The sequence below is a fragment of the Bacillus sp. FSL L8-0528 genome, assembly GCF_038593085.1.
In the GTDB taxonomy this organism is placed as follows: Bacteria; Bacillota; Bacilli; order Bacillales; family Bacillaceae; genus Bacillus; species Bacillus paralicheniformis.
On record NZ_CP151961.1, the window covers coordinates 376315 to 393323 of the forward strand.

At 46.2% G+C, this 17009-nt stretch carries 16 protein-coding genes and 1 riboswitch; of the genes, 11 read left to right on the forward strand and 5 right to left on the reverse strand.

The features are described from left to right. Positions 1-17: 17 nt before the first annotated feature. Both MHI30_RS02005 and MHI30_RS02010 read right to left on the reverse strand, forming a co-directional pair. Positions 18-701, reverse strand: a complete 684-nt coding sequence (locus tag MHI30_RS02005; protein WP_075753811.1) for an amino acid ABC transporter permease — start codon at positions 699-701, stop codon at positions 18-20. A gap of 11 nt (positions 702-712) precedes the next feature. Then, a complete protein-coding gene (locus tag MHI30_RS02010; RefSeq protein ID WP_075753813.1) occupies positions 713-1588 on the reverse strand; it encodes a transporter substrate-binding domain-containing protein in 876 nt (291 codons plus the stop codon). A 183-nt stretch (positions 1589-1771) separates the two neighbouring features. On the opposite strand from MHI30_RS02010, the gene MHI30_RS02015 reads away from it, so the two are divergent. The 3 genes from MHI30_RS02015 to MHI30_RS02025 all read left to right on the forward strand — a co-directional run bounded on the left by MHI30_RS02015 (position 1772) and on the right by MHI30_RS02025 (position 4650). Beyond that, positions 1772-2323, forward strand: coding sequence for an NAD(P)H-dependent oxidoreductase (locus MHI30_RS02015; RefSeq protein ID WP_075753815.1), 552 nt, complete (start codon positions 1772-1774; stop codon positions 2321-2323). A 95-nt stretch (positions 2324-2418) separates the two neighbouring features. After that, positions 2419-3144, forward strand: coding sequence for an AAA family ATPase (locus MHI30_RS02020; protein WP_075753817.1), 726 nt, complete (start codon positions 2419-2421; stop codon positions 3142-3144). 69 nt (positions 3145-3213) lie between these two features. Next, the gene (locus MHI30_RS02025; protein WP_075753819.1) at positions 3214-4650 is read left to right on the forward strand and encodes a family 1 glycosylhydrolase; all 1437 of its coding nucleotides are present in this window, start codon (positions 3214-3216) and stop codon (positions 4648-4650) included. 40 nt (positions 4651-4690) lie between these two features. Here the strand turns inward: MHI30_RS02025 and MHI30_RS02030 are convergent, their stop codons facing one another. Both MHI30_RS02030 and MHI30_RS02035 read right to left on the reverse strand, forming a co-directional pair. Then, positions 4691-5089, reverse strand: coding sequence for a competence protein ComJ (locus MHI30_RS02030; protein WP_075753821.1), 399 nt, complete (start codon positions 5087-5089; stop codon positions 4691-4693). Positions 5090-5106: 17 nt separating this feature from the next. Continuing rightward, on the reverse strand, positions 5107-5553 hold the full coding sequence (locus tag MHI30_RS02035) for a NucA/NucB deoxyribonuclease domain-containing protein (RefSeq protein ID WP_075753823.1): 447 nt from the start codon (positions 5551-5553) through the stop codon (positions 5107-5109). A gap of 267 nt (positions 5554-5820) precedes the next feature. On the opposite strand from MHI30_RS02035, the gene MHI30_RS02040 reads away from it, so the two are divergent. Next, positions 5821-6024 (forward strand): hypothetical protein, encoded by a 204-nt coding sequence (locus MHI30_RS02040; RefSeq protein ID WP_128814219.1) that lies wholly within the window; start codon positions 5821-5823, stop codon positions 6022-6024. Between the two features lie 5 nt (positions 6025-6029). Further along, the gene (locus tag MHI30_RS02045; protein ID WP_075753825.1) at positions 6030-6833 is read left to right on the forward strand and encodes a protein kinase; all 804 of its coding nucleotides are present in this window, start codon (positions 6030-6032) and stop codon (positions 6831-6833) included. Between the two features lie 386 nt (positions 6834-7219). Here MHI30_RS02045 and MHI30_RS02050 read toward each other — a convergent pair whose 3' ends face one another. Continuing rightward, complete coding sequence (locus MHI30_RS02050; RefSeq protein ID WP_075753827.1) at positions 7220-7960, reverse strand: LXG domain-containing protein; 741 nt, start codon at positions 7958-7960, stop codon at positions 7220-7222. Positions 7961-8364: 404 nt separating this feature from the next. Here MHI30_RS02050 and MHI30_RS02055 point away from each other — a divergent pair, with 404 nt between their 5' ends. The 6 genes from MHI30_RS02055 to MHI30_RS02080 are packed head-to-tail and all read left to right on the forward strand — an operon-like array spanning position 8365 to position 16287. Next, positions 8365-10419 (forward strand): hydantoinase/oxoprolinase family protein, encoded by a 2055-nt coding sequence (locus MHI30_RS02055; RefSeq protein ID WP_075753829.1) that lies wholly within the window; start codon positions 8365-8367, stop codon positions 10417-10419. 2 nt (positions 10420-10421) lie between these two features. Next, positions 10422-12416 (forward strand): hydantoinase B/oxoprolinase family protein, encoded by a 1995-nt coding sequence (locus MHI30_RS02060; RefSeq protein WP_075753831.1) that lies wholly within the window; start codon positions 10422-10424, stop codon positions 12414-12416. Positions 12417-12418: 2 nt separating this feature from the next. Further along, positions 12419-13501: an ABC transporter substrate-binding protein gene (locus tag MHI30_RS02065; RefSeq protein ID WP_075753833.1), complete on the forward strand. Its 1083-nt coding sequence runs from the start codon at positions 12419-12421 to the stop codon at positions 13499-13501. Positions 13502-13510: 9 nt separating this feature from the next. After that, positions 13511-14629: an ABC transporter ATP-binding protein gene (locus MHI30_RS02070; protein ID WP_075753835.1), complete on the forward strand. Its 1119-nt coding sequence runs from the start codon at positions 13511-13513 to the stop codon at positions 14627-14629. Beyond that, on the forward strand, positions 14616-15482 hold the full coding sequence (locus MHI30_RS02075; RefSeq protein WP_025810784.1) for an ABC transporter permease: 867 nt from the start codon (positions 14616-14618) through the stop codon (positions 15480-15482). The genes MHI30_RS02070 and MHI30_RS02075 overlap by 14 nt, the downstream gene beginning before the upstream one ends. Next, the gene (locus MHI30_RS02080; RefSeq protein WP_075753837.1) at positions 15475-16287 is read left to right on the forward strand and encodes an ABC transporter permease; all 813 of its coding nucleotides are present in this window, start codon (positions 15475-15477) and stop codon (positions 16285-16287) included. The genes MHI30_RS02075 and MHI30_RS02080 overlap by 8 nt, the downstream gene beginning before the upstream one ends. Before the next feature lie 465 nt (positions 16288-16752). Next, a riboswitch (cyclic di-GMP riboswitch) is annotated at positions 16753-16839 on the forward strand. The last annotated feature ends 170 nt before the right edge of the window (positions 16840-17009 follow it).

Below are 17009 nucleotides of genomic sequence, written 5' to 3' on the forward strand. Positions count from 1 at the left end.
CACCCGGCAGCTTCTTGCTATTTTTTGATATAAACCTCTGTCCGCTTTTCCAGGAAATCCTGGAGCAAAGCGATCGCCGAGCAAACGGCCCAGTAAATCAAGGCAACTAAAATATACATCGTCATATAGTCGAACTCCCGTCCGCCGACGATTTTTGCCTGTTGAAACAATTCAGGCACGGTGATCATGGCGGCCAGGGAAGACGCTTTAACGAGATCAAGCATTACGTTTGCAAGAGGCGGGAGCGCAATTCTAACCGATTGAGGGACAATCACGTGGCGCATCGCCTGCCAGTAGGAAAAGCCGATCGATTTTGCAGCGTCCCACTGTCCTCTGTCAACGGAAGACAGGGCCGAGCGGATAATCTCGGCAATGTATGCGGCGCTGTTAATGCTGAAGCCGATTAAGGCAGCAGTCAAAGCTGTAAATTGGATTCCGATATAAGGAAAACCAAAATAAAGAATAAATAGAATGACAAGAATCGGAACGCCTCTCATAAACGAGATATAGATTCTTGCCGGCCAACGAAGCAAAGCGATCCCGGACATGCGCCCAAGCGCGATGAAGAAACCGAGAATTAAACCGGCAAACATGCTCGCGAATGAAATAAAAAGCGTATTCCATATGCCTTGCATCACATAAGGAAAGGATTTCGCGGCCAATTCTGCATTAAAAATATACTCCCATTGAATAGAGCCCAATTGACATCCCTCTATTTATTCAAATCGACATCGACAAAGTCGATATCCTGCTTTTTCGAAACATCGGCACCGCCGAAAAACTTTTTCGAAATCTTTTTGATTGTGCCGTCCTTCAGCATTTCGTCAATCGTTTTGTCGAATTGTTTTTTTAGTTCTGCGTTTCCTTTTTTCATGATCATGCCTTGCTGATGCGGATAGTATTTAAGATCGGGATGAATCGTCAGATCCAGATCAGGCATTGCGGCGAGCGCGAGCTTTTGAAGGTAGTAGTCGTTTAAGATGACATCGGTTCTTCCATTCGCTACATCCTTTAAAAATTGGTCATTTGTTGCGTTGTCGTAAATGACTTCCTCGGCTCCGTATTGGCGTGCGATATCCATGTAAACTGTCGTAGCTGCGCCAGCGGCTTTCTTTCCCTTTAAGTCCTCAAGCGTGTGGATGCCTGATAGGTCTTTCTTGCGGACGATAGCCGTTCCGAATGAATATTTATAAGGCGTAGAGAACAAAAACTTTTCTTTGCGGTCGTCTGTCATTGTAATATCGTTGGCAGCAGCGTCCACTTGTCCGCTCCCCACCGCCGTCAGCATGCCGTCAAAGCCCATTTCTTTAAATTCAACATTCAGGTCGAGCCGTTTAGCCGCTTCACGGATGACTTCAACTTCGTAGCCGGTCAGCTTGTCTTTGCCGGAATCAGTGTCATGATATGAAGTGGGGTAAAGGGTTCCCGAAGTCGCCACAACGATCTTCCCTTTTTCCTTTATCTCATCCCAGGCTGTTTTTTGATTTTCAGCCTTATTTTGAGCGGTGCTGCATGCAGCTGTTATAAGAGCAAGCGCTAACACCGTTATCCACAATGTAATGCGCTTATACGAATGCAATTTATTCACTTAAACAATCCTCCTATTCCTTTAGTCAAGTAAACCATAGCACTGAAGTAGGGATTAGGCAATAAGATAATTAGTATTGGGGAAAAATAAAATAATTGATTGTGCAACCTGCTTTACTTTTTAAGGTGAAAGATGGAATTATAAAGGTATTGGTAAATTGAAACACAAGGAGGATAAGAAAAGATGAAAAATATTTTAATCATCAATGGACATGAAGCCTATCCCCATGCAAGAGGACAGCTTAATCACACTATTTTTACAGCGATGGCGGACAAGCTCGGTGAAAAATATGAAGTGAAAAAAACAGTGGTGGCGGACGGATATCAAATCCCGGAGGAGCACGAGAAATTCAAGTGGGCTGATGCTGTTATTTATCAGACGCCTGTTTACTGGTTCAGTGTTCCTGCTTTATTTAAAAAATATATTGATGAAATTTATGAGTACGGGCTTTTTTATCAAGGGTCTGAAGACTACGGCAGAGGCGGGCTGTTTACCGACAAAAAGTATATGTTTTCAACCACATGGAACGCGCCGAAGGATGTATTCTCCAAAGAGGGGACATTCTTTGAAGGTAAAAGCCTTGATGAAGCGCTCTTTCATTTGCACAAAATGCAGGAATTCGTCGGCATGAAGCCTTTAAAAACATTCTCTGTCCATGATGTCATCAGCAATCCGCAAATAGATCAATATTTAGCTGATTTGGACGCCCATTTAAAAGAAGTATTTTCGATTTAAGTCAAGAGGTTTGTGCTCAGGCGCAAACCTCTATTTTCGTTATCCTCTAAGAAAACGTGATACAGTTGAGTAAAAGCAAAGCAGGGGGTGTTCGCATGTTTTTAAAAAAGCTGACTTTACTTCGGGAAGAAGTTTCTTCTTATGCAAAATATCCATTTTCAATTCCTGCTATTCAACATTTAAAAGAACTGACGTTTCAAAAAAACGTAACATTTTTTGTGGGGGAAAACGGATCAGGCAAATCGACGCTGCTTGAAGCAATCGCAGATAAATGCGAATTTAACATGGCTGGCGGGGGAAGAAATAATACATATGAAGTGTACGGTTCCGGTTCGGATCTGGGAGACTATATCAGATTGTCATGGCTTCCTAAAGTAACAAACGGCTTTTTTCTGCGCGCCGAATCTTTTTATCATTTTGCCACTCATATTGATGAAGTGGATATCACCGGTTTTCGAAGCTACGGAGGCAGATCTCTTCATGAGCAATCACACGGAGAATCTTTTTTATCGCTTTTTAAACATCGTTTTAAAGAGAAGGGGATCTATCTTCTCGATGAGCCTGAAGCTGCTTTATCCCCGGCAAGACAGCTGGCATTTTTGAAAATCCTTCATGATTTGACGAAATCAAACCAAGCTCAGTTTATTATCGCCTCTCACTCCCCCATTTTATTAGGGTATCCGGAAGCCGACATCTTCAGTTTTGATGGTGAACAAATCACTGAAGTGAACTATGAGGATACGGATCATTACACCTTAACCAAGTATTTTCTTCAGCACCGGGAAAAGCTTCTGGCGGAGCTGTTTTTAGATGATGTTTGATCTGAAACGCGTTTCATAGGATATGATAAGGAGCATCCGGATCAAAATACGAAACAGGAGTTGAGCCAAATGATTCATCAGCGATTACGACCATTTCCAAACCATTTCCTATGGGGATCAGCTTCAGCAGCCTATCAGATCGAAGGAGCCTGGAAGGAAGACGGCAAAGGCCTCTCGGTTTGGGATATGTTCACAAAGATTCCCGGCAAAACGTTTAAAGGAAGCAATGGAGACATTGCGGTCGACCATTACCACCGTTTTAAAGAAGATGTTGCTTTAATGGCCGAGATGGGGTTAAAAGCATACCGTTTTTCAGTCAGCTGGCCGAGGATTTTTCCGCAGGGCAGGGGAAAAGTCAATGAAGCGGGCTTGAGATTTTACGATGACTTGATTAATGAGCTCCTTGCTCATGATATTGAACCTGTTTTGACGCTTTATCATTGGGATCTTCCCCAGGCTTTAATGGATGAATACGGCGGCTTTGAATCCAGAAGGATTATAGAGGATTTCAATACGTATTGCGTTACGCTCTATAAGCGGTATGGGGACAGGGTCAAATATTGGGTGTCCCTTAACGAGCAAAACTACAATTTTAATCATGGCTTTATCACAGCGATGCATCCTCCGGGTGTGAAGGATAGGAAACGCTTCTATGAGGCTAACCATATTGCATTTTTGGCGAATGCAAAGGCAATCGATTCTTTTCGCCGGTTTGTTCCTGATGGTAAAATCGGACCGAGTTTTGCTTATTCGCCTGCATATCCGCTCTCCAGCCGTCCGGATGATATCCTCGCTTTCGAAAATGCCGAGGAATTTACAAATTATTGGTGGCTTGATGTGTATTGCCGGGGAACATATCCGGGCATTCCTTTGAAATATCTGAAGGAAAAAGGCTGGGCGCCGACAATTGAGGATGGCGATATGGAGCTTTTAGCAAAAGGAAAACCCGATTTCGTCGGTGTAAATTATTATCAAACCATCACATATGAAATGAATCCTCTAGACGGAGTAGCGGAAGGAAAAATGAATACGACCGGCCAAAAGGGCAGCAACCAGGAAACAGGTATGCCCGGTTTATACAAAACAAAGAGGAATCCTCATCTTGAGACATCGAATTGGGATTGGGCCATTGACCCGATCGGTCTAAGAATCGGGCTTCGCAGGATTTCCAGCCGCTACGGGCTTCCGCTTTTCATAACGGAAAACGGGCTGGGGGAATTCGATAAGGTTGAAAATGACGGCACGATTCATGATGATTACAGAATTGCCTACTTGCGTGCGCATCTTGAACAGTGCAGACAAGCTTTAAACGACGGAGTCGATTTAATCGGCTACTGCAGCTGGTCATTTACAGATTTATTGAGCTGGCTAAATGGCTACCAGAAAAGATACGGTTTCGTTTATATTAATCGTGATGAAGAGAATGTAAAGGACTTGAAGAGGATTAAAAAAGACAGCTTTTACTGGTACCAAAATGTCATTCAGACAAACGGGGAAGAGCTGTAGGAGAAGGGCGCCGGATGAAATCGGCGCCTTTATTCTTTGTTCAGGCCTGTTTAAAATCGAGAATATAGGTGATCTTTGCAGTGCTGTTTTGATCAGGCATAATCGTATAGCATGTCAGCTGATAGACGCCTTGCGGGATGTCGCATGACAATTTCTTGGATAGGACGCTTGCAATTTCGACCCCGTCATGAAGCACCTCGAAAGAAACGGTGACGCGCCTGTTAAAGGAGGGAACCTGTTCCTGGACATTCAAACGAACTTCTACTAAAGATGCTGTATTATCGAGAGCTTCAAACGAGACCGCGTGTTCTCCTGTTGTGTAGCCTCTTTTCATATCCTCGTCTGTCCAATCCATAACGGGCGGTTTTCCGCCTTTTTGATAAACGGTAAACTGATGGTATGACATCGTCATTTCTTGTGCTTCCCACTTTTTGATCAAAGAACGTACCTCCAGTGTTATTTAATCTTGAAAAGTATTTTCGTGCCGTCCGGATAATCGCTTACCTGATTGCCCACCCACGATCCTGCTCCGCGGTTATCAGAAGGACTGATATACTCGACGGAAGCACCTTTTCCGCCTTCTTCGCACATGGCCATCGGCCACTCGTCGCGGTCATAGCCCGATTTGGAAGGAACATCTTTTAACGATTCCTTTCGGCGTTCGTCGGCTCCGTCCCTGTCGATCGTACAGATTTTGGAATGCCCTTTCTTGATGGCCTTTCGAATGTGCGCGCCTGTTTCAGGATAGCGGTCCGACGGAAAAATCAGCACTTCATCATAGTCTGAGCCGTTTTGCCGGCCTGAAGGCTGGTGTTCTGAAGTGAAAAAATCGCCGGATATAATGCCGATGATCACGACGGCGACGGCGAGCAAGGTGATCAGCAAAGATTTAATTTTGTCCATTCGTGTTGTCCTGCTTTCTTATAAGTTGACTCACTCGGCCGCAGCGGGCCGGAAGTAAATACAACTTTATTATCGTAAAAATGATTTGAGAAATAAAGGGGAGATTAATAGGTTTTTCCTCTTGAAAAGCTGAGCTTCCGTCTATCATATCGATTTTTTATCAATTTTGACGGCAGTTTAGAAGGTTTTAAAGGTTCAAAATCTAATTTTCTTATATGAAAGAAAAACTTTCGAGCCCCCTTTATCAAGCCTTCCTGCGCGAATGATATGAAATACAAGACAGAAAAGGAGCTGATCGAGTTGCTTCGCAAGCTATTGAAGGCACTTCAAAACGGTAAAAACCGACGATACAGCAGCAGTGATTACGGACGGAAATCATACAAAAAATACAGCAGCAGCGATTATAAAAGAAAAGGGTACGGTCATCACCATTACAAAAGAAAGCATAAGAAATTTTTCGGCAGCAGCTAAATCGCGTGAAAACATTGATGAGATGGCTGTTTGACCGCCCGCTCAAAAAAGGAACCGTCTTGGAGGGGAGATATCGAATCAACCGTGTGCTCGGGATGGGCAGCTACGGCATCACATATCTTGCCGAAGAACTTGGAAGAGCCGGTTTCCGCGTCATCAAGCAGCAGAGAAAAACAAAAGCATGGACATCAGCCGGACGGCGGTCTTTCAAACGCGAGGCTGAAATTTTGCGGGAATTGGATCTGCCTGCCGCGCCCCGTATATATGAGGTGCTTCAAGCGGACGGCGAGCGGTTTATCATAATGGAGTATATCGAAGGAAAAACGTTTGAAGATTTGCTCTTTTATGATGGGCGTGTCTTTGATGAACAGCAAACGATCAGCATATTGATGGAAGTGCTTCACAGCGTTTCACTTCTTCACAGGAGAGGGGTTATTCACCGCGACTTGAGGATTCCCAATTTGATTGTGAGTGGAGGAACGATCCGCATCATAGATTTCGGACTGGCATGCCGTCTGACTGAAAGAGAACGAGTTGATGACCGGCACCCGGAGAAAAGGCTGATGCGTGCTGTTTCAGTCAAAAGTGACTTTTATGCGCTGGGACATTTCGCATTGTTTCTCCTGTACTCCGGGTTTACTCCGTCCGGCGAGGAAGAAAAATGCTGGGAAGAAGAGCTCAGCCTATCGTCCGGGTTTAAATCCGTTCTGAGGAAGATGCTGCAAATTGATCAGCCGTATGAGTGTGCAGAAGACATTATCGGCGACTTGACTTCCTGTACGGCGAAAAAGATGAAGCTGCCGTTTTAACGACAGCCCAGCGTATCGACAAACCCTCGCAGTCGTTGTCAGGCCTGCTAAATCGGTCTCACGAATAGGAGGAGGATCGGGTGGCTGACGTTCTGAGGCGTCCTGCCTGAACACCGCCGTCATCATATCCTGTGAAAGTCTTCTCTGATGCCCGGCATTCCTAGACTGCAAGGGTTGCGGGTCACGCTGAAAGGATGACAAAATCCCAAAACTAAAGTCGTTTTGGGATTTTTTCCGTTCCCAATTTCAGCTTAAATCGCTTTTCCTTCACTGCTTTTCCCCCTTTTGTTTCACCTGTATATACCATATCGGTTAAGACGGAGGCGTTTTGACAAGATGAACAAAAAACCCCGTTGTGAAAACGGGGTTTTAAACAATTTGAATGCCTAAAGTTCCTCTGCTTTTTCGGCTTTTCCTGTTTCATACTGTTTTTGTTTATTTGCGATGTAGCTTCTGGCCTCTTGATGCATCCGATGTTTCAGTTTGTAGACTTCGCTGTTTTGATAGATATGTGAATTGTAGTTAAGCGGAGATGCATTTTTCCCTTTTCCTGTTGCGTCGATCAAGGCGGAGTAGTCGGTCTGGATCATTTGCTGAATTTGCTCAGAGGCCGAGTATTCTCTTTGGAGCAGCCCGTCAAGATCCTCGACAGCTTTAATTGTGTCTTTTCTGTTTTGGTTTGCAGCATCGAGCTGCTGTTTGATTTCATCGGATGAGAACGGCTGTAACGATATTAAATCATCAATCTGTCCTAAAATATTCGACAGTTCTTGTTGCTGTGCGGAGACCATGTTTTGAGAGTGAATGTGGACATTTGCAAGCTCCTGTTCAAGAAATTGAACATCAACGAATGTGTCCTCTGAAAGTCCGGCATTTTCGGCGGCAGCAGATACACCATTCAGAAACTGAATCTGCATATCAGCTAAATCCAGCCAGCCGTCTACGATCCCTGATTGGTCTCTGTAAAACGCTTTAATGGCATCGGCGCCTTTTCCTTGGAACTCATCAAGTTCTGCGACGCTGTTTAACGATTTTTTTAAGCTGACGAGCTGTTCTCTCAAGTTTTTATATTCATCAGATCTTTGCTTCATAGCTGATAATAGGGTTTCCGCTTCGTAGACTTTCATTGGAAATCTGCCCTTCCTGCGACTTATTTAGTACAGAGTGTACCACTTTGTCACAGAGGATTGGGCAATAAATCCTGAATATCCATGAAAATGAATCTTTGTGATCAAATTTGCAAGCCGTTTAGGCTTTTTGTCTTGATGGATGACCTTTATTTTAGTAGTTAATTAGTCCTCTTTATGGCGGGGTTGTGTCGTCGGACCGAAGAAAAGCAGAACACCAAAAATATGAAATACTGTGAACAACACAATTAAAAATGTGATTTTATGGTATCTTAAAATAAAATATTAAATAAAAAAGACTTGGAATATTGTAATTAAACATAATTGACTACTTTCTCATGCTTGATTAGTATGATAGTAAAATATTTTAAAAAAAGGGATATTTTTAAAAGGGGAGATCGGGATTGAATGAAGAAGGTTACCGGCTTGGAATTGATATTGGAGGAACTTTTACCGATCTTACATTGTTAAACCAGGCGGACGGGAGCATGACCGCAGTTAAAACGCCGACCGTTCCCGAAGATCCGGCCCAAGGGATCATCAACGGCTTGGCTCTCTTGAAGACCCAGGGTGTTCACCCTTCAGAAATTCATCACTTCGTACACGGCATGACAATCGGTTTGAACACATTATTACAACGCAAAGGGGCTGATATTGCTTTATTCGTAACCGAAGGTTTCCGTGATATTCTTTCGTTTCAACGCCTCCGGCTTCCGATACCGTACGATTTTAGATCGAGAATGCCGGAGCCCCTTATTCCCCGGAAAAACGTGTTTCCCATTCAAGAAAGAATGCTTTATGACGGCTCTGAAAAGCTGCCGCTCCATATGGAACAGATCGATGAGGCGGTTGGACAAGTTGTAAGAAAAGGCTTAAAAGGAATCGTTGTTTCTTTTTTGCACAGCTATCGGAATCCGCTTCATGAACGCCAGGCTGCAGAACGGATCAGACAAATAGCACCTGAGCTTGAGGTGGCAACGTCTGCGGAGCTTTGGCCGCAAATGAGGGAATACGAACGGACGGTTATGACCGTCGCGAACCTATACATCAAACCGAATGTCCATCACTACTTTCGAACGCTGAAAGAGAGGCTTGCCCTGGAAGGAATTTCAGCGCAGCCGTTTATCACCCAGTCTAACGGAGGACTGATGGACATTGAGTCGGCTGCCGAGGCACCTGTCAAAACGCTTTTTTCCGGACCGGCAGCAGGGGTCATCGGAGCCATCAGAACGGCGGAAGCCGCCGGAGAGGCGAATATCATCACATTTGATGTCGGAGGAACTAGCGCGGATATTTCGATTGTTGAAGAAGGAGAACCGACTTTTACACAGTTAAATCAAATCTCTGGATTTCCGATTACGATTCCGTCTGTAGCGATGTATTCGATCGGTGCCGGCGGAGGATCGGTGGCATGGATTGACAGCGGCGGTCTCTTGAAAGTAGGACCGGAATCAGTTGGATCTGATCCGGGGCCGGCTTGTTACGGAAAAGGAACAAAGGCCGCACTTACAGATGCGTTTCTTATATGTCATTATTTAAATCCAAACCGGTTTGCATCAGGAAATATGAAACTGTACCGGGAAAGATCCGAAGAAGCGCTCCTCCCGGTTGCCGAGTATTTAGGCACAGATGTGGAGCAGGCCGCGGATCAGATGATTCAGGTTGCGCTTGCCAGCATGTATACGGAACTAAGCAATGTTATGGAGCAAAACGGGTTTGACCCGCGTGAATTCAGCCTCATGGCCTTTGGAGGCGCAGGACCGGTCACGGCTAATTTTTTGGCTGAGGAAATTCAGGCCAAAAATGTGCTGATCCCGCCGCATCCGGGAACCTTGTCCGCTTTAGGCGCACTGACGGCGGATTTTATTTATGATGCTGTATGTTCAAGACAGGTGCTGCTTGAACAAATAAAAACGGCCGAGTTAAAAGCAGAGTTTGTGAGGCTGCAAGAGCAAGTGGAAACATGGCTGAGGAAACAACAGGCGGAGTTGCTGACGGAAACCTCTCTTCTTTACTTGCTTGATGCCCGTTATAAAGGTCAGGCATACGAAATTGAGCTCCTTGTTTCACCGGAATACCTGGAAGGCAAAAGCACGAGTGAAATCGCGGACTCCTTTCACCTTTTACATGAAAAGCAATATGGACACAGCGATGAGAAAGCAAGCATTGAGTTGATGAATATGCGCGTCCGCATCATAGGCAAGACACCGAAGCCGCCAGGCGGAAAAGGAGGCCGAAGTAATCTGCCCGAGGCTGAACCGGTCAGCCAAAGAAAGATCATCATAAAAGGCGGTACATATCAAACCGCTGTATACCGACGTTCAGATTTAAGATGCGGACAGAAAATAAATGGACCGGCCATTGTTGAGCAGGGTGATACAACGACGCTGATTTTGCCAAATTGGAACGGAAAAACCGATCATGCCGGAAATTTGATCATTGAACGGAAGGAGAACTGACCATGCGCACAGATCCTGCCCGGCTGGAAATGATGAGAAGCTACTTTAACGCGATAGCCGCGGGAATGGGACACGTTATTGAACGGACGTCCTTTACCACATTTGTAAAAGAATCGGCCGATTTCGCTACTGCGCTTGCGACGCCGGAAGGGGAGTTTTTTGTTTATCCGAAAACGGTCGGCGTCACGATTTTTTTAGGGCTTTCATTAAAACGGATCATCGAAGAAAGCGACCCGTTTGAACCGGGAGACATTATCCTCACAAACGATCCCTATACAACGGACGGATTGGCGACCCACTTGCCTGATATACATGTGGTGAAGCCGATTTTCATGGAGGGCGAGGTCATCAGTTATGCGTGGTGTTTTGTCCATTGCAGCGATGTCGGCGGCCTTGTTCCGGCAAGCATTTCGCCGACAGCGACAGACATCCATCAGGAAGGCCTGAGAATACCGCCGGTAAGAATTTACAAAGCGGGAAGAGAAAATCGCGATATATTGAATGTGCTGCGGGCAAACAGCAGGGTTCCCGACTTAAATGAAGGGGATATTCATGCGATGGTGGCCGCGGTCAATACGGCGGAGAACCGATTGACAGAGATGGTCGGCAAGTTTGGAAAAGAAGCGGTCCAACAAGGAATGGATGATTTGCTCGAACAAGCAGCGATGAGAGCCGGCAGGGTTATCAGCGGGATTCCGGAAGGCACATACAGTTTTTCAGATTATCTTGATGACGATATGATTTCTGACGTTCCGATCCGCTTGGCTGTTACGGCAAACGTCTCGGGAGGGGAAATCACATTGGACTTTTCAGACTGTGATCCCCAGGTGAAAACCGCATTTAACCTTGTCACTAATGGAAGCAAACATTCATTTCTATTTCAGGGCCTGATCAACTTTATCATAAGTGAAGACCCGTATATTCCGGTTAACGGGGGACTGACAAGGCCGATCAAAGTTATCGCTCCGAAAGGTACGCTCGTTCATCCGGAATATCCAGCGGCCGTCGGCATTCGCCATTCGATTACGATGAGACTTTATAATGCCGTACTGGGCGCTTTGGCCAAGTCGCACCCGAAAGCTGTGCCTGCAGCAGGTGCCGGTCAGTCAGCGATTGTCGTACTGTCGGTTCCCGACGAATCAACGGGCGGCCGGAAGATGTCGGTGGTCGAACCGATGGGAGGCGGGGGCGGCGGCCAGCATGACATGGACGGAGCAGACGGTATTGACCATGCATCCGGATTTTTGAAAAATACGCCGATTGAAAGCCTTGAACAGCACATTGACATCCATGTCCGCCGCTATGAGCTGATTAAAGATACCGCCGGAGCCGGTTTTCACAGGGGCGGCCATGCAATCGGGCTGGAGTTTGAAGCAGCGGCGCCAGAATCAATTGTGACCGCAAGAGGGATGGAGAGAATGCGATTTCATCCGTGGGGGCTCGCCGGGGGAACGGCAGGAGCGCTCGGACGGGTGCGTCTTTATCCGGAGCAGCCTCAGGAGAAATCGATTTCGAAGATCGACGTTCTAAAGCTCAACAAAGGGGATGTTATCAGCATTCATTCGCCTGGCGGCGGAGGCTGGGGAGATCCATACAGCCGGGAAGCTGAATCGATTTTGAGAGAAGTTGAATCGGGCTTGCTGAGCCCGGAAGCGGCATACCATCAATACGGCGCGGCTGTAAAAGAAAACGATGCAGGCTCCTTTATTATAGATCTGCAAGAAACGGCTGAAATCAGAAAAAAGAAAGCAGGCGAACCTGGGAAACAATGGGATTTCGGGCTTGCCAGAGAAGAATACGAACGGTGCTGGACAGAGGAAGCCAGCAGCACATTAGCCCGGCTTCTGCGACAGCTTCCGGCTCATCAAAGATCACATGTTAAACATTTAGTCCACCGTTATTTTTCAAAAGAACATAACGGTCCGATCAGCAAAAGCGACGTTGCGGACGCTGTGGAAAAACTGGCTGGCAAAAATAACACGGGAATGGTGAGATGACAATGAAAAGTAAAATTTCTGCTTTATTTATTCTGTCTCTTGTAGCGGTGCTCCTTCTTTCGGGCTGCGGCGGAAACGGAAGTCAGGAAAGCAAACAATCAGATACAGTCGTGATCGGCGTCTATGGAGGCGATTGGGAAAAACATATTAAGCCTAGCCTTGAATCTTTTGAAAAAGAAACAGGGCTGAAGGTCAAAGTCGTCGCAGGGACAGACTCTGAGTGGTTTACAAAGCTCAAAGCTGCAAATGGCAGAAATGCTCCGTATGATCTCTTAATCCTGCAGCCGGATACAATTCACAGGGCACAGTCGGCGGGATTGCTGGCGCCGATCGATCAGGAAAAGGTTCCAAATGTCCGCGATCTGTATCATTCCGTTCAGAAACGCTTCACTGATGATGGAAAGCAGTATGCGGCCGGTTTCAGTATGGGGCAGCTCGGAATTGTCTACCGAAAGGACCTTGTACCGCAGGAGCCTAAACGCTGGACGGATCTTTGGAACAGCAGCTATAAAGGTCATGTGGCCATATCATCGCCGGCTTATTCGGCGGGACTTCAGTTTTTTGTAGGATTAATCAATGCCCAGGGCGGCCTGGAGTCAAATGGGAAAGACGTGGATAAAGCGTTTAACAGTTTGGCGGATTTAAAGAACAACATAACGGCCTATCCCGATAATCCGGGCTCGATACAAACGCTTTTGGAACGCGGAGATGCATGGGTTGTCCCGTTTTGGGACGGACGCGCTTTTTCTTTGCAGGATGCCGGTCTTGACCTGGGATTTGCATACCCCGAGGAAGGTGCCGTCGCAGCCGTTGCAAGCTGGGCTTTGATGAAAGGAAGCCCTAATCAGGATAACGCATACAAGCTGTTAAATCACCTGCTCAGTCCAAAAGTGCAAGGAGATTTTGCCGATAGAACATTTTACGGCATGGCCAATAAAAAAGTGAAATACAGCGATAAATTAAAAGGAAAGATTAAAGTGGGGGAGGACTATTACAGGAATTTAAAATGGGTTGACTATGAAGTCGCGGCAAAAGATCTGGGCGATTGGACAAATCGCTGGAATCAAGTACTTGGCGGAAAATAGGTGACAAACATGAGCGCAATTCAGATTCAGCATGTCAGCCGGCATTTCGGAAACACCATCGCATTGGAAGACGTACAGCTTGAAGTCAAAGAAGGGGAATTTTTCTCTCTCCTCGGTCCGAGCGGCTGCGGAAAGTCAACGCTCCTTCATATCATTGCCGGGTTCCTTGAACCGACGTCAGGGTTTGTATATATAGGAGGACGAGATGTAACTGATTTGCCGCCATACGACCGACATATCGGAATGGTTTTTCAGGATTATGCTTTATTCCCGCATCTCAGCGTATTTGACAATGTTGCATACGGATTGAAAGTTCGAAAATGGCCCCGCCGCAAGATTGAAGAACGGGTGATGGAAAGTCTCGCTCTTGTCAGGCTTGAAGCGTTTGCTAATCGCATGCCCCGTCAGCTGAGCGGGGGCCAGCAGCAGCGGGTGGCGATTGCCCGGGCATTGGCGATTCAGCCGTCTGTGCTATTGCTAGACGAGCCGCTGAGCAACTTGGATGCGAAACTTCGAAAAGAAATGCAGACGGAGCTGCGCAGCATCCAAAAGCGCGTCGGCATTACAACGATTTTAGTGACGCACGATCAGGAGGAGGCTTTAAGCTTATCGGACAGAATTGGAATCCTCGGCCGCGGCAGGCTTCAGCAGCTCGGCACTCCGTTGGACGTGTACCGCACGCCTGCTAATCAATTTGTCGCCGAATTTATCGGACAGGTCAATTTGCTGAAAGCGCGTGCGTCGGAGATACAGCCTTCATCAGGCGGTTATGGCTATGAAGCGGCCGATTTCGAAATATATGAAGGTGTTCCGCTGACTTTTGAAATCAGTCGGAATCTCATGAAAAAATCCTCTGTATTGTTCATGGTGCGGCCCGAGAGAATCTCAGTCTCTTTCGAGAAGCAGAAGAACAGGCTGATTGAAATGCCTGCAACGATAACGGAAGTCAGTTATGCCGGGCATGCTCTCAGGCTGAAAGCCGCTGTTTTCAAAGGAGAATGGATCATTCAGGCACCCGATCCTCAATTTCCAAGATTGCCGAAGGCGGGAGATCAAGTGTATCTTTCTTTGGAGCCGGACGATTTTGTTCCGCTGGATGTAAAGGAGGATGCAGATGGGTGCTCTTGAACAAAAACGGTTTTATTGGGTTTTGCTTGTTCCCGTCCTTTTATTTCTCGGCGTTTTTCTCGTATTGCCGCTTGTTCTGCTGCTGTTATTAAGTTTCAGAGACGTAGACGCTATGATGAATACGCTCGATACGTACAGTTTTTCTCAATATGTCGAAGTGTTCTCTTCAGACATTTATTTGAAAACAATCGGCATAACGCTTTGGACGGCGTTGAAGACCACTGTATTATGCCTTGTGATGGCGTATCCGGCGGCATATTTACTCGTTAAGGCGCCAACCGGCAGGCTGCGGGCTTTGTTTTATATATTGCTTGTTTCCCCTTTATTGACCAGTGTTGTCATTCGGACGTTTTCCTGGATTGTGCTGCTTTCGCAAAACGGGATCGTCAATGAGGCGCTAATCAGCTTGAAGCTGATTGAAAAGCCCCTGCCGCTTTTATGGAATATGAACGCCGTCATCATCGCATATGTCCAGGTTATGCTGCCGTTTGCTGTGCTGCCGCTCGCCGGTTCTTTAAGCGAAATGAAACCGGATCTTAAATTTGCTTCGATGAGCCTTGGAGCGGGGAGGCTGCGGACATTTTTTTTCGTGACCTTGCCGATGACGGTTCCAGGATTGCTGACAGGAGCAATGATCGTGTTTTCGCTTTCGGCCGGAAGCTATATTACGCCTCTACTCGTCGGCGGAAGGATGCAGCCGCTGCTGCCGTTATCAATCTATCAGCAGGTCATGCAAGTCTTTCATCTTCCTCTTGCAGCAGCCATGTCGATTACTTTATTAGCCGTTGTCAGCGTGGTTATTGGAATCCTTGGCTTTTTCCAAAAGCGTTGGGAGGCGAGAATAAATGGGTAGACGTTTGCGCCGTTTGTCTGGGGGAAAGTGGATTGATGCGTGTGTTTGGGCGGCGGGTATATTGGTATACCTTTTTTTGGCGCTGCCTGTTTTTGTGATTATACTGTCGGCTTTCAGCCCGGACGAATATCCGAAGTTCCCGCCATCAGGCGTCTCGCTGCGCTGGTTTGCCGGAGTTTTCAGCAGCAGCGGCTGGATGGAATCGATTTGGGTCAGCGGTATGCTGCTCCTCGTTGTAACGCCTCTTGCGGTGATCCTCGGAACAGTTGCAGCCTATGCATTGGCGCGACTGAACTTTCCTGGAAAACAGGGGATTCAGGCTTTTATTTTATCGCCGTTGATGATTCCCCAAATCGCATTAGGTGTGTCATTTCTCTATTTATTGACAATGCTTGGGATAAACGGCACATTTGTCGGGTTGGCCGCCGGGCATATGTTGATCAGCCTTCCGTATGTCTTACGGACGGTCGGCGTCAGCATGGCGAACGTGGATCCGAAGCTTGAACTGGCATCCATGAATCTCGGCGCAGGTCCATGGTATACCTTTTTTCATGTTACCTTGCCGCTCATTAAACCGGGAATCATTGCGGGAGCCGTCTTTGCCGCTGTGACGTCATTCGGGGAAGTATCAATCAGTCTGTTTGTTTCTTCACCTGCTGTCACGCCTGTACCGGTGCGCACGTTCAGCTATATTGACCAGACGTTTGATCCGAGCGTTAATGCGATTTCGGTTATTTTTATCACAGTTTCAGTGATCGCGCTGATCATCATCGAGCGGACGAGCGGGCTTTCAAAAACCGTGTAGCAGGCGAAACTCAGCCTGCTTTTTTGTATGGAACATCGGAAGTATTTCAAGATACCGTTTAGAATGTGACAGTTCAGCGATTTTCCGTTCTGCTTCAATGTTTTCGCAAGCTGTTTGTCTTTTCTCGTCAGTTTAAACGGCCGCGTAAAAGAAACGTTTTATTTGAATGAACATTGTAAAAGGAAACGCCTAAGCCTTAACGGATTTTCATGGTTTATTCATGAAGTTAAGACTGTTTTTTTAATATTTTAATATACTCTTTATCTAGGATTTGGAATTTTTTGCGGAATTAAGCGATTTTTTTCGTTTTCCCGCATATTTTTTTATTGATTTCGGGATCGCGCATTAACATTCATGGATAACATTCGGCATCCCGCATGAAACTTTTCACCTATTTTTCGGTGAAAAAAACAAAATTTTCATTTAAAGTGAACTGTGAGCAGAAAATGAATTTATATCAAGAAAAGCAGATAAAGGCAAACCTGCGGAAACGCAGGGACGCAAAGCCATGGCCTAAGGTACTGACGGTGCTACGGTTGACAGGTTGCCGAATAAACAGGGAGTTCGCCCGTTTTTATTCGGGTGGGCTCTTTTCTTTTTATTTCCAATATAATGTTTTATTGGAAATGACAAATCTGTGACAGCGTTTTTCGCTCATCGCAATACCGCAACATTGCATTGCGGCTTGGCTGTTCGCATCGTCATACATAGCAAGAGATAAA